The following is a 21466-nucleotide window of genomic DNA, read 5'->3' on the forward strand; positions in this document are numbered from 1 at the left end:
TTATAAAAATGAATAAACTCACTTATTTCTTATTGCTGGCGATTACCCTGTCATCTTGTAAGAATAAAGAAAGCAAAGTATACGACCTTGTTATTCTTAATGCTCGAATTATAAATGTAGAGAATGAAAGTGTAAGCGAAGGCCAATCAATTTTTATTTCTGACGGAGAAATTGTGGCGGTTCGTAAAAGTATTGATAAAGAACAATTTGTTGCTGATCGCCTCATTGATGCTAATGGGAAATTTGTGATGCCGGGACTTTGGGATAATCACGTTCATTTTAGAGGTGGTGATACTTTGGTAGAAGAAAACAAAGATCTATTGCCACTTTTTCTAGCCTACGGAATTACCACGGTAAGAGATGCCGGTGGCGATATCACTCCGAGTGTTTTGAAATGGAAAGATCAAATTGAAAAGGGTGAGTTAGATGGTCCCAGGATTTTTAGTTCCGGTCCCAAGCTGGATGGTGACAAACCGGCCTGGCCGGGTTCTATAGAAGTTACCAGCGAAGCTGAGGTTGTTACTGCACTGGATTCGCTGGAAAGCCTTGAGGTAGATTATGTAAAGACTTATGATGGAAATCTTTCCGCAGAAAATTATTACAATATCATTGAAGAAACCGAAAAACGTGGCCTAAAAGTCACTGGGCATATGCCAATGAGTGCCGATTTTATGAAAGCCGTATCCCTGGGCCTTGATGGTGCCGAGCATATGTATTATCCGTTAAAAGCCTGTTCACCTGCCGCCGGTAGCCTTACTGAACTCGATCTTGGCTACGGAATGATAGAACCGCTAATTGACAGCTATGATCCTGAACTTGCCGATGATGTTTTTGTTAAAATGGGTGAAGAAAATGTATATGTTACCCCTACACTTTATATCGGGAAAACCCTGGCGGAAATTTTGGAAGTAAATCACCAACAAGATTCATTGTTAAACTATATTGGTCCCGGAATTCAACAAACTTACCAGGGCAGGATAGAAGGAGCAAAACGGGCCAAAGCTTCCGGCAGTAAGATGCGTGAGAAAATGGAAGAAATAAGTGCCCGAATGATCGAGCCAATGCAAAATGCAGGAGTTAGCCTTTTAGCAGGTTCAGATTGCGGAGCATTTAATTCTTATGTTTATCCCGGCGAATCTTTGCACGGGGAACTAAATGCCCTTTCTAAAGCAGGCTTAAGCAACACCCAGACCATAAGAACCTCTATAATTAATGGTCCCGAATTTCTTGATCTGGGCAATGAATACGGAAGCATCGCTTCAGGAAAAGTGGCTGATATTTTAATTTTAGATAAAAATCCGCTGGAAAATATAGATAATTTGAAAAAGATAAATACTGTGATCAAGAGCGGGAGAGTCTATGATAGGAAAAGCCTGGATACTATGTTAGAGAACTTACGATAATATTTCCTAATAAATTTTCAGTTTTTCATCCGTAACTTGCAAAGAAAAAATCCTCCTTGCCAAGACCGAAAAAATCATTAGAAGCCAATAAAGTATCCTTCAAGGGAAGCTTTGATTCCCTAAAATTTGTACCGCGATTTTTTAAAGAGATCAGGAAGGTTAATCCCATGCTGTTTTATGCTAATTTATTGGCCAGAACGGTAAATGCTGTGTTGCCGGTAATTATTCTGGTCGTAGGGAAATTGATTATTGATGAGGTGGTTTTACAAATTTCTGCTGAAACCAAAGACCTGGAAAGACTCTGGTGGCTTGTGGGTGCTGAATTCGGACTCGCGATCTTATCAGATCTTATGAGCAGGGCCATTAGTTTAACCGATGGGTTGTTGGGAGACCAATATAGCATAGACACTTCAGTTCGAATCATTAAAAAAACTTCAGAACTCAACCTGGATCAGCTGGAAGACGCCGAGTTCTATGATAAACTGGAACGTGCCCGTCAGCAAACTACAGGTAGGGTAGGGCTAATGTCTAATATTCTTACCCAGGCCGAAGATTTGGTGGTGATCTTTACCTTACTCGCCGGAGTTGTGGCTTTTGAACCCTGGCTAATAATTTTATTGGTCGTTTCGGTAGTTCCTACAATAATTAATGAAATTAAGTTTAGCGGTACCAGTTATTCTTTAGCTCGAAGTTGGACCCAGGAGCGCCGCGAACTGGATTATTTGCGCTATGCCGGTGCCAGCGATGTCACCGCGAAAGAGGTGAAACTATTTGGACTTTCAAATTACCTGGCAGATCGTTTTAAAAACCTTTCTGATACCTATTATTTAATGAGTAAAAAACTGGCAAAACAACGTGCCGGCTGGGGCTCGCTCTTTAACGTAATAGGAACGGGAGCTTATTATGGCGCATATCTTTTGATAGTTTTTAGAACCGTAGCAGGAATCTTTAGCCTTGGCGATCTTACTTTTCTTTCCGGGTCTTTTAATAGGTTACGATCTAAATTACAGGGATTTTTTACCCGGTTTACTGCTATTACTGAAAGCGCGCTTTATCTCCAGGACTATTTTGAGTTCCTGGATCTTAAATACTCTGATGATCTAGATAAAGAAAAATTACCGCTTCCGAAGAAAATTAAAAAAGGATTTGAGTTTAAAAACGTAGGCTTTAAATATCCTAAATCTGAAGCCTGGGTGGTGCGCAATATCAATTTTGAGCTAAAAGCAGGAGAAAAACTCGCTTTTGTAGGTGAAAATGGCGCCGGGAAAACTACGCTTATCAAATTACTGCTTCGGTTTTATGAACCTACTGAAGGAGAAATTCTATTGGACGATATTCCGGTTAAAGAGTATAATCAAACTCAATATCAACAATACTTCGGAGTGATTTTTCAGGATTTTGTGAAATTTGAACTTACGCTTCGGGAGAACATTGCGATGGGTGAAATTGAAGAAATTAAAAACCAGGAAAGAATAGACAGTGCTGCCGAGAAAAGTTTGGCAAATGAAGTGGTTACCGGTTTGCCACGCGGTTACGACCAGCAACTTGGTAAACGTTTTAAGCAGGGAAAAGATCTTTCTGGCGGCCAGTGGCAAAAAATAGCAATCGCTCGAGCTTATATGAAAGATGCCGAAATTTTGATTTTAGATGAACCCACTTCGGCCTTAGATGCACGCGCCGAAACCGAAGCTTTTGACCGGTTTATTAAATTAACTGAAGGAAAAACAGCGGTTATTATTTCCCATCGCTTTAGCACGGTAAGAATAGCCGATAGAATTATGGTTTTAAAAAATGGTGCTGTTCTGGAAATTGGAACCCATCAGGAATTGATGAAAAACGATAAACTATATGCTGAATTGTTCAACCTACAGGCGCAGGGGTACCAATAAAAGGTTTCGCTTACTCTAGAAGATAAAAAAACATGAATATTGAATTAATACGCCTTTTACTCGATTTCGGTTTAGTGGTCTTAATTTGGGTAGTGCAACTGGTGATTTATCCGAGCTTGTGTTATTATAAAAATGAAGACCTGGGGAAATGGCATAAAATTTATACCGGGCGTATAGGCATAATCGTTGGGCCATTAATGATTGCGCAATTGTTGGTGGCCTCCTGGCAATTATGGCAACAACCGAATTTTTATACCTGGGGCAGCATGCTTATTATCGCTATTATCTGGGCGATGACTTTTCTAGTTTTTGTGCCTTTGCATAATTCTATTTCTCCTAAGCAGTCTTGCGAAAAAATAACCCGCACTTTAGAAGTAAAGAATTGGTGGCGAACTTTCTTATGGTCACTTTTGTTTTTTGGTAGTTTAATCCTTAAAATTTCAGGTTATAATTTTTAAGCAAACTGCCTAATCCGTATTTTAGCAAACCTAAAACTCCAGAATTTTGGCAGCAAAAGAACCTCAAAAAGTTACTCCGTTAATGAAACAATACAATGCCATCAAGGCAAAGTATCCTGATGCCTTATTGTTGTTTCGGGTGGGCGATTTCTACGAGACCTTTGGGGAAGACGCGGTAAAAACTGCCAGGATTCTAAATATTATTTGCACCAACAGGAATAACGGAAGCGAGCGCACCGAGCTGGCAGGATTTCCGCATCATTCTTTAAATACCTATTTGCCAAAGTTGGTAAAAGCCGGGGAACGGGTTGCAATTTGCGACCAGTTGGAAGATCCTAAAATGACTAAAAATATCGTAAAGCGTGGTGTAACTGAATTGGTGACTCCGGGTGTAGCTTTAAGCGATGAGGTTCTTCAAAGTAAATCGAATAATTTCTTGTGTGCTATTCACTTCGGAAAGAAAATTTTTGGAGTTTCGTTTTTAGATGTCTCTACCGGTGAGTTTCTCACGGCACAGGGTAATTCAGAATATATAGATAAACTGCTTCAGAATTTTAGTCCGAGTGAGGTCTTAATTCCGAAGAAGAATAAGAAGGATTTTAGGCAGATTTTTGGCGAAAATTTCCATACGTTTTACCAGGAAGATTGGGTGTTTAAACAGGATTTTGCCTACGGAACCTTAAATGAACATTTTCAGACCAAATCTTTAAAAGGCTTTGGGGTGGAGCATTTGGAAGAAGGAATTATTGCTTCCGGGGCTATTTTACATTACCTCGCGGAAACCCAGCATCGAAAACTGCAGCATATAACTGCAATAAACAGAATAGCAGAAGAGGAATATGTATGGATGGACCGGTTTACGATTAGGAACCTGGAGTTATATCATTCTAACGCCGCAAACGCGGTGACCTTATTGGATGTAATTGATAAAACAATTTCGCCAATGGGCGGAAGGCTTTTAAAACGTTGGCTTGCTTTACCTTTAAAGAATGCCGAGAAAGTAAAAAAACGTCACAAAGTCGTTGGTTTTTTACTAGAGAATCCATCAGTTTTAGTTGAAATTCAGCAAAACATCAAAAAGATAAGTGACCTGGAACGGCTCATTTCTAAAGTCGCTACAGGAAAGGTAACTCCGCGGGAAGTACTTCAGCTTAACCATTCTTTAAAAGCGATAATTCCTATTAAAGAGCTCGCGCTGAAAAGTAAAAATGAGGCCATTAAAGTGATTGGCGATAATTTGCATTCTTGCGAGGTTTTGCGAGGTAAGATTACCGAAAGTCTGCACGAAGATGCGCCGGTAAATATTTTAAAAGGAAATTGTATTGCCGAAGGATTTTCGGAAGAACTGGATGAGCTTAGAAAAATAGCGTTTTCAGGAAAAGATTACCTTGATAATATGCTGAAACGGGAAACCGAAATCACCGGTATTTCCTCACTTAAAATAGGCAGTAACAATGTTTACGGTTATTATATTGAAGTGCGCAATACGCATAAAGATAAAGTTCCCGATAGCTGGATTAGAAAGCAAACTCTGGTAAATGCCGAGCGTTATATTACAGAGGAATTAAAGGAATATGAAGCGAAGATCTTAGGGGCTGAAGAAAAAATTTTGCACCTGGAACAGCAACTTTTTGGTAAGCTGGTAATTTGGATGAACGATTATATTCAGCCTGTACAACAAAACGCGCAACTTATTGCTCAGCTAGATTGCTTGTGTTCTTTCGCTGCACAGGCCAAAGCCGAAAACTATTGTAAGCCTGAAATTGAAGAAAATCACGATCTAAATATTGAAGAAGGGCGGCACCCGGTTATTGAAAAGCAATTGCCTATTGGCGAATCTTATGTAACCAATAATGTTACTTTAGATCGCGAAAATCAGCAGGTAATTATGATCACCGGGCCTAATATGAGTGGTAAGTCTGCTATTTTGAGGCAAACCGCACTTATTGTGCTAATGGCACAAATGGGAAGTTTTGTCCCGGCAAAAGCGGCAAATATTGGTTTGGTAGATAAGATTTTTACCCGGGTAGGCGCGAGCGATAATATTTCTATGGGCGAATCAACTTTCATGGTAGAGATGAACGAAACTGCCAGTATCCTGAATAATATTTCTGATAGAAGTTTGGTGCTTTTAGACGAAATTGGCCGCGGAACCAGTACCTACGATGGGATTTCTATTGCCTGGGCGATAAGCGAATATTTACACGAACATCCCGCCAAACCTAAAACACTTTTCGCTACGCATTACCACGAGCTCAATGAAATGTGCGATACTTTTGAACGGATCAAGAATTTTAATGTTTCTGTAAAGGAATTAAAAGATAATGTACTTTTTCTTCGGAAACTGGTGCCGGGAGGTAGCGAGCATAGCTTTGGGATTCACGTGGCCAAAATGGCCGGAATGCCACAGCAGGTTTTACACCGCGCAAATAAAATTCTGAAGAAGCTGGAGAAATCCCACAAAATGGAAGACTCCAGTGAGCTTTTAAAGAAGTCGGCTGAAGAAGAGATGCAGCTTAGTTTCTTCAATCTGGATGATCCTATTCTTCAGGAATTAAAAGAAGAGGTGTTGCATTTAGATATCGATACGCTTACGCCTGTAGAAGCTTTAATGAAGCTAAACGAGATTAAAAGAACCTTAGTTGGAAAGGAAAAAGCGAAAACGAAAGCTTAAACAGTTTGCAGTTCTCGGTTATGAATTTTCAGTAAAAGATAGGTAAATAGATTGGTAAGTATTGGTAAACAACGAGTTGTGTTTTTCAACATTTGGACAAGAATTAATGAGCTAATTTTTTATTTCAGATTTTCTTTATTTTTTTGAAAAAGCCTTTGACATTATAAGATTTATATTAAATTTGCATCCGCAATACGCTATTGCAGCCACGTTAAACGTGGAAGTTCTTTTAAACACGCGAAAATAGCTCAGTTGGTAGAGCGCCACCTTGCCAAGGTGGAGGTCGCGGGTTCGAATCCCGTTTTTCGCTCATACATAAAATTACCACGCTCGGGTGGTGGAATTGGTAGACACGTTGGACTTAAAATCCAATGGACAATGTGTCCGTACGGGTTCAAGTCCCGTCCCGAGTACTTAAGAAACCTGTAATTTAGCTGTTAATCAGTTAGTTACGGGTTTTTTTATTTCTGTTTTCCAAACATCTTCCAAATAATTTCAATTTATACCGGTTTTAGGTGGAATTCTTCCAGTTATTTTAAAACTGTATTGCACCTCAACAAAATTTATATCTTTAATCCCTTAATCTTAACCAGAAAACTATGAAAAAAATTACTTGTTTTTTTACACTCTTCATTTTATTATTCACTTCTTGCTCAACTTCCGATGATGATAATATAGAAGAATCAGAAAATGAAATTTTAGGAAAATGGTTCTATGTTGCCGAGTCCTACGATGAACAGCAAATAACGCATCCAGAAAATTGTTTTACTCAACAGTATTACGAATTCTTTTCTAACGGGTCCGTAAGTGTAAAACTTTATAGTGAGCCGTGTGAGGATGGTGAGAATTATACGGGTGATTATGCGATCAGTGGGAATACTTTAGAGATAACAGGTTTACAAGGTAGCGACGATCTTAATTACTCTTTTTCAATTGTCACTCTTAATAATACTACGCTCATTATAGAGGATGAGGTTTCCATAGACGGAGTTAATGAAACATACAGACTAGAACTTAATAAAGAATAGAATGAAGAAAATATACACGTTAATTCTTGCGACCTTTTTAATTACTGCCTGTACAAAAGATGATAACAAGGAGGATGAAAGTAGTATTGTTGGCAGCTGGACGATGCAGGAAAGTAAATTAAATGGGGACCCGGTATCCTCCCAGAATATTGTAAAATTTACCTCCGACAGTAAAACAGAATTTATATATAATGATCTAACGGAAACCGGAACCTGGAATAAAAGTAATAATACTCTAACTATTTCCTGGGATGATGCCGATGAAGGTTTAGGAACCTATGTTTTAGAAATTCAGGAACTCACGGATACTACTTTAAAGTGGGAAACTGAAATTGAAGGGGAAGGAACGTTAAGAGAGACTTTTACTCGGTAATAATTTAGTTTCCCTATGTATACGTCTCCGTGTTAGTAACACAGTCTGAAAACCTCGCGTACAAACAAAAACTTAACTCTTTTATTAAATTCTGTTGTTTCTAAAAAATTTGAATAATTTTGACTATCCCTACATAGTAATTCATTCTCAATATAAATCTAACCCAATCACTAGAATACAAGTAGTATAAAGTATTCTATTTTATATTAATGACCTATGAAGGAATTTAAACTAACACCAGGGCAACGATCAGCACTTAAACTTAAAATTATCAGAAAGGCAAATGAAGATCCGGAATTTGCAAAGAGGGTTCAGAAAAGACTTGATGAAATAGCAATTGAGAGAGAGATTGCTATCCAACCAGAACCAAATAAATCACAAACTACAAACGGTTATAAACAAACAGCAATTTACTTTTTAAGGTGGTTAGGTGTATTGCCAGGTTCGATAATAGGATTTCTCTTGGCTACTATGATAACCTGGGGATTGTTTAATATTATCATTTTTACTACTGGCGACTATGCTATACTAAAATTGATATGTTATGATATTATAGGCTCGGGTTATACCGGAATAGCTTTTGTAGCAACCGGTTTTTTTATAGCCCCTTCATTCAAAAAGGAGGTTTCAATTATTCTAACTTTACTATTCGCAATAGCTATGAGTTTAAGTGTGTTTTTAGCAACCTATGTTACCTACGATAACTTATCAATAATAATGGCTATATCCGCAATAGTTGGTGCTGTCTATGCCTGCTTTAAATGCATCCGGTTAAAAAATCCGCTATAGGTAGTAGGGAAATAAAAAAATCCTGTGCATTTGGTGCCGTGACCATATAGTATATATGGGGTCAAATCCTCAATGGGAAAACGTAAATTTTTGAGGGGGTGGGGTCGAAGTTTTCAGGCAATCTAAAAAGTTTTCACTTTTTCTTATTCGTGTAGTGCCTTATCAAATCTCAACAACTAATTAACTCCCGCGTTCTATATCCCATTCTCTTTTTACTCTGCCCTTTCTTGCTGAGGTAAAATGAATCTTGAAACCTAATTAGTAAATCCTGCATTTCCCAACCTACAACACTACCTCCTAATGGACTCCTAAAGTAATTCTTATCTCTGCAACCTGGTTGAAAGTCAAACTTATTAAAGTAAGGTTTAAATAACTCTCTCACCTCAACAAAGGTTTCCTTTATAACATTTTCTACGTGTTGCCCGTAATAGTGTTTTACTTTACCTCTGCCATCTGGAATAATATATTCAGGATCTTCTAAGTGTTCTTTGAATAATGCTACTGTGTAATTCTCAATAAATATTTTAATCTTGATTTCTTCCTGGGATTTACCTTTAATTTCCTCCGAGGGAATGGTTAATTCTCTGCCTGTGAAAATACACTCACGTTTCAGTTCGTTTATTGTGCAGTTACGCATTATATATATATCCGTATTTGCACAACTTTTTATAATTCTGGGGGTCTCCGTATTTGCACAATATTTTAAATCATCTAATTTAGAAATAAGTATTTTTCTTAAATCGTGGTGAATATTGTAACCGGTCTTATCCAGAAGTTTAAAATAAGTTTTCTTAGAGTTGTTGAATGTGTTACGGGTCTTTTGCTGCTGTTTATACCAGTAATGGGAATTTAACCTCTCTATTAGCTTAATTCGGCTCTTATGGTCTAATTTCGATAGGTCTACGCTGCTATCAAGTATTAGAACCTCATCAAATCTGCCTATTAAATCATCCTCTAATGTTTTAAACGTTTCTGGGTTCAATAAATCCTTAATTGAGTAAATACCTAATGATTTTATTTTGCGGCTCTCCTGGCTCTTGATTTCAAACCTCAACGTATTATGCGGTGCGTGTGTGGGGAATTGAATTCCCTTAGCGTATGCTTTAATTATTTGATACCTGCTAGCCTTTCCATTGCTGCTAATACTTTGGCTTTTTTTACTGTAAATTAGTCCTGCATCGGTTCTAAATTCATTCTTCTTGTGGTAGGCAATAAAGGTTATTAAGTCCTCAATTTTTATAGGGCTCAATACATTTACTCCATACTCTATATTTATAATAAATAACCTGTCTGTTAGATCCTCAAGTTGTAAATCTTCCAAAACTTCACTTAGTACCATAAGGAAATTATTAACTGAAAAATCATTTGCATTATGCAGGTTGTCATTAAAATAATAATGTGGTTTAAAGTATATCAAAAGGTTATCTTCTTTAAAACAGAAAACAATTCCTTTATAAGTTTTATTAGTTTCGGCCTTTATTATTCCTTCCTCTGCTTCCTTCTCTATGTGAGATAATTTCTCCCTATCTCCCGACCAAGTTAGTAAGGGGTTATTGTTTAACCGGCTAATTAATTCTTTATCCTTGCTGTAAATTTTCAGGTAATCAATCATTAAATAATGTGTCTTTGCGTTATGGATTCTTGCCGTATTCTTGAACGATTATAAGTAGTATGGATGCATTCCTATGGCTTCTATAGATAACCCTGGGTTGTCTGGGTAAAACCCGTTAAAAACGTCTATAAAGAGCAGTTTTGTATTTATGTCAACCTTTAATACTAATAGGCTCTTTTTTCCATTTATCACCCGCGAAGTATGGTAAATATTAGGTTTACTGGCTGAAGGGTTTACTGCCAATTCTTTACCCCATCCGGTTTTATCTTTGAATATTAATGTAAATTCTGGCCTTTGGTTCTTGGCATTGCAAACCTTAGAATTTAATTTTAATACCTCTGGTAGAATTTTATCCGGGGAGTTCTCAATAATTTTAAAATGCATAACAGCATCAAGAACCTCTGTTAATTCGTATGCGTGCCTGGTGAATTCAGTTTTATTATTTTTCATCTTATTTTATTTTTAAATATTATTTCTCTCGTTTATAAATTGAAACCCATATTGCGTAGGGTTGTTACTATTAAGTCTTTGTAGTATGCAGTACCGGCTCCTGGTGTAACATCGTAATTAAATGCCACTTCGTTACGGTCTGATAATCCGTTTACTCCCGAATATTGACCGTCACCGTTTTCTACTGCTTGCATTAGCGGTTTAAAGTTAGTGTGTTGGCCTCCTGCATCCGGCGTGGCTACCTGGAACAAAACACCTCTGTAATAGTTAGAAGGGAAGGAATTTAACCTTGACCTGAATTGCGATAAATCTGTATTATAATTATTGGTTCTGGGGTCGTTAATAGTCCATTGCCCACCTAATCCGTGATAATTACCCTGGTTATGTGCTTCGTCTTGAAACACTAATGAAATCACATTACCCTCTGGGGGTTGATTATTAGTGAAGTTTAAATATTGAAAAGTCCTTTCTGAACTATTTGAAATAACAGTTACTTTTTCGTTATAGGCTGCTTCATCATTCTCATAAAGTGGTAATAAAGCATCTTTTAAAATTGTATCTCGCATTTCCTGAAGTGGTGCAAGAGTTGTATTCATACTTCCGGAACTATCAAAGTAGATATAAATATGCGTGTTGATATTTATACTTAATGAAGAATAATCCCATATTAAATACAAGTATTGCTCTGAATTAGGGCGTAGGAAATCAAAAGTAACTTTATTGATCACCTCACCGCCTCCTGTATTTTCTGGCTCGGGTGAGCTCATTTCTGCGGCTGCTACCAATTCATCTATATCGTTCTCCGTATACAAAGTATCACTTACCAAATATCCTAAAACATCATCGGCCCCAAAACTTCCGGTGTCACCGTAACCTTTAAAGGATTCTAATAATATTTTACTTCCAGTTTTTGGGATATACCCTACTCCTTCATCACCTTGCTCAATATTATAAACTGCTAGGCCGCCATCCTCCGGGAATGGTTCTCTGTAATATTTATATGGTCCTGGGTAATCATCAAGCAACCATTTGTATCTGTTAGTTAAAATATCACCGGCATCCTGCACGTTGCTACGAATAACACTTATTACGGTGATTTCATCCAGGATTGCACAATTACCACCTATCTCAAAATTGGCGGGCTCTACAGCTTCCACAACCAATTCAGCGGTACGGGGTAGGAGGGTGGTTTTATCGAAAAACAAACTGTCTATGCCATCGGTAGTAACTTCAAATACTTGATTTCCCCAGATGAGGTTTACAGTTATTTCACTATCGGTAACAATGTTTACTCCGACTTCCCCTGTAGATATTCCGAAGTCTATTTCTGCTCTAAAGGTTCCGCTGAAGTTTTGCTTTCTTATAGATTGCTCGCAAGTGATTCCAACGAACGGATTATAAATAGTTTGGGTATTACTTCCTAAAGTATATTTTCCGTTGTATGGATCGTAGGCGCCTATCTTGGCTTTATTCATAGATTCAGAAAACATATTGCGGAAGTGGGAAGTAAGGCCATAACTTGAAATTACTGTTATGCCATCAGTTGCTAATCTGCATACTTGATTCCTTTTAGCATCGGTAAAGTAAACGCGAGTACCTTCCATTGCAATACTTTCGGGGTTACGACTTACACCGTGTTCCCCTGCATACATTACCTGCGTGCCTAACACCTGTTCAATGTTTGCAAGGTTTGAATTTCCATCCGGACTTACAACAAGTTCTTTACCGTATAGCACACGGGAAATTTTATCTTCTTGAAATAATAATAGGTCTGTATCGCGCGCGATCAAATGCTGAATAGCACCATATTTTTTAACTACATCATCTTTATAGTTGGCCTTGGCTAAATTGAAATTATTCAATCCGTTTACTCCTAAACTCTCAACATAAGGTTCACTGTAAGTTATATCCGCATACCTCCTAATCTCGCGATATTCGCTTTCACTTTTAGCGGTTGGCCGGGTATTAATGTCGAGGTACTTTGAGTTTAAAGCATCTTTATAGCGGTAGCTTTCTACACCATTACCCAGCGCATAGCAGTTGAAGAAATCTAATTCTATTATTGCCGGTTGTTCCGTGGTTTGCTCCTGAATATTTCCGGTGTGGGAACTTTGATTTAATATTTCAAAGGTTTGGTTTCCTTCATAATAAATATCACTTAGTGCATCTTCCGGCTCTGTTTCAAAAACGGTAATGCCTTCAGTAAATCTAAAATTAATATAACCTCTTATTTTCGTCCTGTTTATAAATGTGCCGTGTTGAAAACTTACCAGATTTAAATATAACTCACCGTTTGAATTTCTAAAGAATTCATAAGAGTTTACCTTATTATCAAAACTGCCTACTTCGGCTTCAAACCATAATTGAAAGTTATCATAACTCTCTGTTGCTGTATAAGATTTTTCAAATAGTTGTTCCGGATCACGTCCGTAGGATCTTACCCATATATCTATTTGACTACCTGAAACTACCGGGTAATCTTCATAAATACCATCCGCATTAGTTTTTCCGAATGGTCCTAAGTTAATCCTAGCGCGGCTGTCTGATCTATCGTATTGCTCTGGGATATTTACGAAAGTGTCACCTACATAATTCATATCAAACCCCGAAGGTTTTATTTTCATATAAATACCGGCTTCCTCTTTTATTTCCTGTTCATTTTCATCAAGGTTATCTGAAAGAAAATTAGTTTCCTGGCTTTTAATCTCCAGCACACGAACTTTAACCACTTCCTCAACGGGGCCTCCTAAATCAGATTTTACTAATAATGTTGCGCCTTCAGAAACTTTATCTTTATTGGCTCCATCTAGTTTAACCCAACGAAACAAACCATCTTCATAAAATATAGTGGCATAGATTATTTGATATTCCCGTTTATTCTGCTTTAATGCAAACCTGAAATATTTAGCCCAGTCCGGGGGGGTATGGTTTACGTTTACCCGTATTTTATTCTGGTAAATGGAATTTTCCTGCGGAATATATAATGTGTTGTATGGTGAACTCATAGCAGTAGAGGCGCGCCCGTATTGATCTAAATATATCATTACAGCCTCATAACTTCGGTTAGTTTTGCAACTGGAATCTGTCGCACTTTGTTTGTAATAAATCTGGCTTTCCTCTATAAAACTCCAGCGTATATTTTGAGTTGAAAAATCATCATCCTCACTATTCCCTGGGGTATTATCTACATCATAAATTAGTGTAGGCGCTAATAATGTTACGCTGGTGGGAGTGAAACTATCTATTAAAAACGGACTGCTTCCGGTTAGTTCGCTGTTAGCCGGTGGGGTATTGGTATACGTAGCTAAAAAACTTTGTGTTAATACTTCCTCTATGAATTGTATAAAATCTGGATTTACTCCTAAGTCTGTAGCATCATCGAAATCATTATTTAAGATAAAATCGAAATCTCCCTCATAAGTTCCATTACCTCCGTTTTCCTCAATCAGTTCAAACCTAAACCTCAACCGGGTATTTTGAGCTAATGTAATTCCCGATAAATCTATAGTGATGAGGTCGTTTTCTGCATTTAAAGTCAAAAGTTCATAACCTAAAAGTTTACCTTCTAAGTTCCGGGTGTATAAAGAAAGGTTGTAATCTATCTTTAAACGCTGCCCGAATTTATCAAGCATATTATATCCTTCCAGGTAATTCCCGTAGGCAAGTCGGTTGCCTATAATATCCATTGCCTTGGCTTTCCTTGGCACGTTATCGTATAATCGGAATAATTCATTTTCATCCAGTACCCGGTAAATCTTGGAGTTGGAAAACTTATAGCTCTGGGTTTCAAAATCTCCCCAAAGTTGATCTTTCTTATTGAAAGTTTCTACTACATAGCATACATTGGAATTCGTTTCTTTAAAAACCAACATTATATCTGTAACGCGTTTGCTCCCGGTATTAAACCTTAAATCTACTGCGCTGAAAATGTTTTGCATTCCTTTATTCTCAAAGGTCTGTTGATCTAATTGAAACTTATTGGGGGAAAATGCCGCAGTAGTAAACGGACTTAATGCGCTCATTTCACCATCTAAATAACGATAAGCATAAGCAAAACATAAAAACTTGTCATTCAAATTACTATCATCACCCTGACTGGCATAGGTTAAATTTATTCCCGGTGCCTGTAATGGTGGTTTCTTGATCACCGAAATATCATCTTCCTCAAACCCATCTAAACCATATCGTTTAGCACGTTCAATATTAATTATTCTTGGTTGCTCATTATCATCGGTCCATCCTAATAAATCTTCTCCAGGCTGGCCGCTAATCATTTTAACTACACCGGTAATTAATTTATCTGTTTTGAAATTAAGTAAGGTTTTCCCGTCTACCCGGGAAGCTTCTAATAGCATTGTAGAACTCTGACTTTTATCATCATACTCCGCAACAAAATCTACTTCATCTGCAGTAACGAAATAATAAATAAGTTGGTTTGAGTTATCGGAAAATGTTCCGATACACTTTGCATTGGTAAAAGAGTGGTTTGTTTTTTGCTCGTTACCCAAAGTGTTTTCTATGGCTCCTACGTCGCTACCTTCAGATTTTGAAACCTGGATATTAAGTGCATCTACAAACTGGCCGTCCGGAATAATCCTTTCATCCAGATCCATATTCATCTTTCCCTGAAGGAATGTTCTTTTAATCTCGCTCATTTCATTAATAAATTTTGCACTTCTTTTTTTATTTAAAGTAGTACGGGTGCGTTTCTAATATTTTATTGAGTATTCCTTTGTGGGTAGGATAAAAACCCCGGAAAACGTCTACAATTAAGTTTCCTTTGTCTTTATCAAACTGAAAAACTAATAGGCTTTTTTTGCCTTTAAGTTTAATATCTCCGTAGAAAACATTATCCTTAACCGGTCGTAAACCCGTTAGCTGTCTGCCCCATTTTGTTTTTTCTCTAAGGTGTAACCAGTAAAGAATTCCCGATGCCTGGGAATAGCCCCTGTCTTTAGAGAATTTAATCTTTTCGGTAAGTAGGTTATTAAGGTTTTCGGGGTGTTGTTCGTAGTGTAGAACAGTTTCTAATACTTTGGAAACTGTAAATAAGTGCCGTTTAAATTCTGCGTTGCCGTCCATACCGAGTTACTTTAGAGGGGTTAATACATTCTCTATTTCACTGCGTTTAAAGTATACACGGCCATTAATACCGAAGGGTGTAATTGTGCCTTTATTCGCCCAGGCGTGTAAAGTGCTGAGGTTGACTTTTAGGAGAGCTGCGGTTTCTTTCCTGGATAAATATTCTTCTGGTGTCTTCGGTTGAAAATCTTTCTTAAGTTCTTCAAGTTGAATTTTGACCCCTGCTAATATTTGTTCCTGAAGTTGTTGAGGGGTAATTTGGATAAACTGTATATTTCCTTCCATTGTAAATTGATTTTAATTACAATGGCTAAATAACTTATATAGTTGAACGCGAATGGGGTACTACCTTTCTGCTACCCTGATTTACTTTCGTTGCGAGTTGTTTAAATTCCTCTCTTCTCTATTTTCGTTGTAGGTTTCTAACGCATCCTTTAGACAAATCAAGAATTTCGCTACCTCTCCTCCGTTTTCTGCTCTAGTAGTGATATTCTGTAGGCCTTTAGTTTCTTTTAATGGGAAATTAAAGAAGGCCGCAAACCTTTGAAAAATAATCTTCTGATTTAATCCTTCTAATTTTCCGGACTCTATAAGTGCTTTAATAAGTTCGGCAAGTTCAACGTTATTGCCTTTCCATCTTACCGGCTGAATATCGCCAATGGTATTAATTTGATTTCCGGTAAATTCGTTGAGGAAATATTTGTTTTCCTGCTCCGTTATTTCTTTACCTCTTTTCCTGAAATACTTTTGTATATAATCTTTTTTCTTATGTCGACTATTCTCAAACTTGGTTCTTATTTTCGAAAAAACAAATTCCCCACTTGTTGAGTCTATACTATTCAGTATTTCAAAATAATTGTAACTAACAAAGTCGGTTAAATCTTCATTATCTGCAATTAATACTCTTTCCTTGGTCCTTGGTATCCGATCGTAAAACATATAGTCCTGCTTCAATAAATCATCTAAATCTAAATCCGGGTTTCTGTCTTTCTTTCGTAAATACCTCAACCTTTCCTCTAAGGTTTCCTTATAGACATTTAGAGGGCAATCAGTCCAGTATAAATTATCCTCATTACTTTGAATAAAAAGATTATCAAGGCTCTTAATAATTTTATGTGCTAAGTCCTTAAAATTTCCTGAAGGATCTTCTTTGCTCTTAAAACCATCCATAGGGGAAAGGCTAATGTATTCCTGCAAAAGACTAGCTGTGTGTAAATAAATTGCTTGTGATGATTCAGCCATATTAAATGTTATTTCTCTAAACTTTTAATTATAGAATTAATCTTAGTCTGGTTTATAATTTCACAGGTCCATTCAGAATAAATTAATTTAGTTGCTTTCAATAATTCAAGGTTTAAATCTGAAACGGCTGTAAAAATTTCTGTTAGATCCTCTTTCAATGGTTCCGAGGTTATACCTAAAATTTTAAAGGCTATTTCTATTCCTTGACAATTTTCCTTAATAGATATGCTATGATCTGAATTATCATTCTGTAATCTTTCTAAAATTAGAGCATCGTTTATAGAATTTAGAATGCTTCTTTCTGTGGTAGTGAGGTTGTTAAAATTCATTGGGGGATGTTTTAAATTTATTGATTAGCCGCGTTTTTAATAACTTTCATTTCCGGCTCTTTATCCTGGTTAATGGTCTCATAGAATTTCATAAACATATCTGCGTTTTCATCTTTATCCTCTCTCTGGTTTATATATTCCAGAAACATACTTTCTTTTGAATGTCCGGTAATATTTATAAGTACTGCAGTTGGTATTTTTTTATAATAATTGGTTGCAAATGATCTTCTGAAAGTGTGTGAAATGATTAGTTCGTGTTTAGGGTAAAAGTCAAGTTTCTTCCTTTTGGTTTTTTTATCAAACTTTTTCCCCTCAATTAACTCATCTATTTCAGCAAGTTCGCACACTTTTTTTATGTGAATATTTAGTTTTTGAGTGCTAATAGGATATGGGAAATTATTTTCTAAAATATCAACTACATGAGGGTTTATAACCCCAACTGTAACGAACTTTCCTGTTTTCTGCTGCTCAATATCTATATAAATCCGGCCTTTTTTAAATCTCAAATGGTCAGGGGTGATCTTTAATAAATCTCCGGCTCTCTGTCCTATTTCACAACCAATTAAAAGCCATTTACGTGCGTTTTCCTGTGCTTTCGTTTCAAGGGTGGCCGTTCGTATTTGTTCTAATTCTTTAAAAGAAAGAGTAACTATAAACCTATCTTCATTACGTTCTTTGAACCCTTCTATTTTATGGCAATAGGGATTTATTTTAATTTCCTGTTCCTCGGCATCCAAACAAACTGTTTTTAGATTATCTAGCTGTTTACCGGAATAGTTCACAGAATAGTTTTCGGTATTCATTAACCAGGTAGTAAACTTATTTACGAAAGGTTTATTAATATCCTGGAAGTGAATTTTTTTCTTAATCTTCTTTTCGTAAGTCTGCATTAGGCTTTTAAATGATTTATAACCTAATACCCTGCGGTTTGATAGTCCTACTTTATCTTTACCTTTTATTTTCCGAGTGTTAGCATTATCAATAATATATTGAATGTGATTTACTAAAAGGCTGTTGTCTGTTTTTTTTACCCGGTCAAAACATTGGTTAATTTTTTCCTTCACCCAGTTTATGTCAATCAGCTGTCCTTTTGAATTAGCTTTATTTACCTCATCATAAATATAACTCTCCAACTTGTTTAACTGAATGAAAGTAACTTTGTTTTCTGTAGTATTCTGTTTGGGTTTATTGGTGGTCTTGCTCCAGTCTTTAGGTTTAATTGTAAATCCGCTGGAGGTCTCTATGAAGTTACCGCGGCCAGTAGATAGGTAAATGTAAATTGTTACGTTGTTATTTCCTTTTCCGCGTATACGGTACTTAATTGTTGCCATAATTTGAAGTTGAACATTTGAACAGTACTAAAGTAATTTAAAAAAATCAGTTTCCAAACATCTTCCAAACATTTTCCATACCGTATACGATTTTATACAATTAAAGGCATTTATCGAAACCCTTTATAAACCCTTATTAATAGTTGGTTTATGGGTATGAGTTGAGATTTTATAGGTGTTGTGAAAATGATAAGATATGAGGGTTTCTATTCCCGTCCCGAGTACTTAAAGCCTTGTTAATCATCTGATTTTCAAGGCTTTTTTGTTTTTGAACATTGTATTTGTACGCTAAATTGTACGCAAAATGTTAAAAAATACCAGATTCACTATTTTAACTTTCTCCTGTAAGATTTTTCTGATATTATTATTAAATCAGTCCAACATAATTTGTTTTAATTTTTCTACTCACAAAAACTCATAAATAACATTAAATAATAACTAAGCGTTCGTGTGGCCGGAACGGCCGAACATGAACGCCCTGTTGACTAAACCGGTTCTTTGCCGGTCAGCCATATATGGGGATTAGTCTGTTTTTAGGAGGTAGTATTTGTCGGATAGTAAACCTAGCCTCTATGCAAGATATCGGCTTTTGGCTATTGACCTAAGGTCAAGCTGCTTTTTACTATGGTTTTTCCCTGGTACTTATAGGATTTAATACAATTTTGATCGTTTTGAGCCATAGGTTTCCTGTTACGCCCGGAAGGATCGTTTTTCATACTTATTTATTTGATTGTTTTCTTAGTTTTTCCATCCAGTATCCTGGTGGGCCTCGCGGGGTAAAGGTAGTAAGGGTCACCAATTTTCCTTTCTTGCATACCGGGCACAGGCGGTGTTGAAGTGGTTTACGCTCTGTGAGTTGTACTCGTCCCAGGCTTTTCTGTAGCTGGGTAAGGGTGATTTTTTTATGATAGGAACTCAAGATTCCATAATGCCGTATGCGAACAAATCCTTTGGGAAGTATGTGAAGCGCGAACCGCCTGATGAATTCTGCATCGGATAAACGCAACAAGGATTTTCTTCCCCCGTGGCGGTAGTCCTTTACAGCAAATATAACGCTTTCATTATCCAGGTTTTTAATTCTGTGGTTACTGATGGCGATCTTGTGGGTATAGCGGCCGAGGTATTCCACCACCTGGGCGGCACCTAAAAATGGGCGTTTGCAATAAACTACCCAATCATTTTTAAAAAGGCTTTCGTAGAAGTCTTTGGATTGCGGTTCCAGTTCCTTGCGAAGGGAAGCCACAAAACGAGCCCTAAAAACGGTGCTCATAGCCTTAACCGGGAACAGGTATTTACCTTTGCTTTTTGCAGATTTCCATTGACCGCTTTGAGCAATACCACCCCCGGGAACAATACAGTGCAGGTGTGGGTGTAAAGAAAGGTTTTGCCCCCAGGTGTGCAGGATGGCGATCATCCCCGGTTTGGCACCCAGGAATTTATGGTTCGATGAAAAACCCTGAACCACCTGCCAGGCTAATTTGAAGAGTAGGCCATACATTTTTTTAGGTTCGTACAGGCATAGGCGGTTGAGCGCTGATGGCAATGTGAAGACCACGTGGAAGTAAGGCACGTTTAGGAGTTCTTCTTCCCGTGCCCGGATCCATTCCTCCTTTTTATGTCCCTGGCACTTGGGACAATGGCGGTTCCGGCAACTATTATAACTAAGATGGAGCCTATGGCAGGAAGGGTTGTTACAGCGGTCGATATGGCCACCCAGGGCAGCAGTGCGGCATTTACGCAAGGCGTGCAGGGTTCTTGCCTGCCAGCTGTTGTAACAGTATTTGGATAAAGATTCCGTGTTCCTTTCCAGTACCTGGGCCACCTCGTGAGCAGCAGGTTTCACGACTACTCCTTGTAGAGCCGATCAAGCGGACTGAACGGCTTCTGCCTACCGAGTTGTGCCACGTGAAGGTAGGGTGAGCGTGGTTTGGATATCTGCGTGTCCCAGTAAATCTTTGACACTGATAATATCCAATCCCATCTCCAAAAGGTGGGTGGCATAACTGTGCCGAAGGCTATGGGTAGTGATATCTTTCTGGATCCCGCTGTGTTTACGGGCTTCCCGAACGATCCATTGCACCCCCATGGCAGATAACTGGGCTGGATCACCTTTCCTGTCGTTGCCATTAAAACACCAGGTGGTAGGATGGTCTGCAGCGATATATTTTTTTAGGCCACGGATTTGCATCTGGGATAAAGGAACATAGCGGTCTTTTCTGCCTTTGCCCTGGCGGATGTGAAGCATCTTACGATCAAAATCCAGATCTTTGAGTTGCAAGCCACGAAGTTCGAAGCAGCGAAGGCCGCAGCCATAAAGCATTGCCAGTACCAACCGGTGTTTGAGAAGTTTGGGAGTTTTAAGCAGTTGTTTAATCTCGCTACGGCTTAACACCACCGGGAGTTTGTGGGGCCGTTCAATGGAAGGTAGCATGACCCGCATCGCTTTCATCCCGGAGATTCGATAGGCATAGCGAAGACCATAGACCGTATGCTTAAAGAAACTGTCCGATGGTGTTTTGTGCTGGGATTTTAGAAGGTGCAAGTAGTCCAAAACCTGTTCTTCATCGAGGTCCAGGGGACTACATTTAAAATGGAGGGACATATGCGCAAGGCAGCGGGCATAGTTGGTAAGGGTACTTTGGCTTTTGCCGGCGAGTGCTACGGAACGCTTTAATTTACGGTACAGCTGATCAAACTCGGGTACAGAATTACAGGCCCTTTCAATGAGGGTACTACTTTTTTTTCATAACTTTCAATGAATTAATTACACAATACCTAAAGGTAGTGAATAGTGATTTAGCGATCT

18 protein-coding genes and 2 tRNA genes are annotated in these 21466 nt (G+C 37.8%); 9 read left to right on the forward strand and 11 right to left on the reverse strand.

The genetic code is table 11. The features are described 5' to 3' along the window. The first annotated feature begins 8 nt into the window (after positions 1 to 8). The 9 genes from FG27_RS12080 to FG27_RS12120 all read left to right on the forward strand — a co-directional run bounded on the left by FG27_RS12080 (position 9) and on the right by FG27_RS12120 (position 8614). Positions 9 to 1403, forward strand: coding sequence for an amidohydrolase family protein (locus tag FG27_RS12080; protein WP_037319423.1), 1395 nt, complete (start codon positions 9 to 11; stop codon positions 1401 to 1403). A gap of 56 nt (positions 1404 to 1459) precedes the next feature. Then, entirely contained in the window at positions 1460 to 3292 is a 1833-nt protein-coding gene (locus FG27_RS12085; protein ID WP_037319425.1) for an ABC transporter ATP-binding protein, read from the forward strand. A 32-nt stretch (positions 3293 to 3324) separates the two neighbouring features. Continuing rightward, on the forward strand, positions 3325 to 3750 hold the full coding sequence (locus tag FG27_RS12090; RefSeq protein ID WP_037319429.1) for a hypothetical protein: 426 nt from the start codon (positions 3325 to 3327) through the stop codon (positions 3748 to 3750). Between the two features lie 82 nt (positions 3751 to 3832). Then, entirely contained in the window at positions 3833 to 6424 is a 2592-nt protein-coding gene (gene mutS, locus FG27_RS12095; protein WP_081912660.1) for a DNA mismatch repair protein MutS, read from the forward strand. Positions 6425 to 6661: 237 nt separating this feature from the next. Further along, a tRNA-Gly gene (locus tag FG27_RS12100) sits at positions 6662 to 6734 on the forward strand. Positions 6735 to 6752: 18 nt separating this feature from the next. After that, positions 6753 to 6837 (forward strand) — tRNA-Leu (locus tag FG27_RS12105). A 186-nt stretch (positions 6838 to 7023) separates the two neighbouring features. Then, positions 7024 to 7452: a lipocalin family protein gene (locus FG27_RS12110; protein WP_037319435.1), complete on the forward strand. Its 429-nt coding sequence runs from the start codon at positions 7024 to 7026 to the stop codon at positions 7450 to 7452. Position 7453: 1 nt separating this feature from the next. Next, entirely contained in the window at positions 7454 to 7825 is a 372-nt protein-coding gene (locus FG27_RS12115) for a lipocalin family protein (protein WP_037319437.1), read from the forward strand. 216 nt (positions 7826 to 8041) lie between these two features. Continuing rightward, complete coding sequence (locus FG27_RS12120; RefSeq protein ID WP_037319439.1) at positions 8042 to 8614, forward strand: hypothetical protein; 573 nt, start codon at positions 8042 to 8044, stop codon at positions 8612 to 8614. A gap of 169 nt (positions 8615 to 8783) precedes the next feature. Here the strand turns inward: FG27_RS12120 and FG27_RS12125 are convergent, their stop codons facing one another. The 11 genes from FG27_RS12125 to FG27_RS12170 form a co-directional block, all read right to left on the reverse strand. Next, a complete protein-coding gene (locus FG27_RS12125; RefSeq protein ID WP_037319442.1) occupies positions 8784 to 10226 on the reverse strand; it encodes a hypothetical protein in 1443 nt (480 codons plus the stop codon). 48 nt (positions 10227 to 10274) lie between these two features. Continuing rightward, positions 10275 to 10676, reverse strand: a complete 402-nt coding sequence (locus FG27_RS12130) for a hypothetical protein (protein ID WP_037319446.1) — start codon at positions 10674 to 10676, stop codon at positions 10275 to 10277. A 32-nt stretch (positions 10677 to 10708) separates the two neighbouring features. Next, complete coding sequence (locus FG27_RS12135; RefSeq protein WP_037319449.1) at positions 10709 to 15331, reverse strand: hypothetical protein; 4623 nt, start codon at positions 15329 to 15331, stop codon at positions 10709 to 10711. A 28-nt stretch (positions 15332 to 15359) separates the two neighbouring features. Next, a complete protein-coding gene (locus FG27_RS12140; protein ID WP_037319452.1) occupies positions 15360 to 15758 on the reverse strand; it encodes a hypothetical protein in 399 nt (132 codons plus the stop codon). 6 nt (positions 15759 to 15764) lie between these two features. Next, on the reverse strand, positions 15765 to 16043 hold the full coding sequence (locus FG27_RS12145) for a helix-turn-helix domain-containing protein (protein WP_037319454.1): 279 nt from the start codon (positions 16041 to 16043) through the stop codon (positions 15765 to 15767). An 81-nt stretch (positions 16044 to 16124) separates the two neighbouring features. Beyond that, positions 16125 to 17000 (reverse strand): hypothetical protein, encoded by an 876-nt coding sequence (locus FG27_RS12150; RefSeq protein WP_156101227.1) that lies wholly within the window; start codon positions 16998 to 17000, stop codon positions 16125 to 16127. 8 nt (positions 17001 to 17008) lie between these two features. Continuing rightward, positions 17009 to 17329, reverse strand: a complete 321-nt coding sequence (locus FG27_RS12155; protein ID WP_037319458.1) for a hypothetical protein — start codon at positions 17327 to 17329, stop codon at positions 17009 to 17011. A 17-nt stretch (positions 17330 to 17346) separates the two neighbouring features. Continuing rightward, entirely contained in the window at positions 17347 to 18660 is a 1314-nt protein-coding gene (locus FG27_RS12160; RefSeq protein ID WP_037319461.1) for a tyrosine-type recombinase/integrase, read from the reverse strand. Positions 18661 to 19253: 593 nt separating this feature from the next. Beyond that, on the reverse strand, positions 19254 to 19376 hold the full coding sequence (locus tag FG27_RS19530; protein WP_255351501.1) for a hypothetical protein: 123 nt from the start codon (positions 19374 to 19376) through the stop codon (positions 19254 to 19256). A 2-nt stretch (positions 19377 to 19378) separates the two neighbouring features. Then, complete coding sequence (locus FG27_RS12165) at positions 19379 to 20503, reverse strand: IS91 family transposase (RefSeq protein ID WP_037319464.1); 1125 nt, start codon at positions 20501 to 20503, stop codon at positions 19379 to 19381. A 45-nt stretch (positions 20504 to 20548) separates the two neighbouring features. Continuing rightward, positions 20549 to 21262: a tyrosine-type recombinase/integrase gene (locus FG27_RS12170; protein WP_369794118.1), complete on the reverse strand. Its 714-nt coding sequence runs from the start codon at positions 21260 to 21262 to the stop codon at positions 20549 to 20551. Between the last annotated feature and the right edge of the window lie 204 nt (positions 21263 to 21466).

The sequence above is a fragment of the Salegentibacter sp. Hel_I_6 genome (genome assembly GCF_000745315.1).
In the GTDB taxonomy this organism is placed as follows: Bacteria; Bacteroidota; Bacteroidia; order Flavobacteriales; family Flavobacteriaceae; genus Salegentibacter.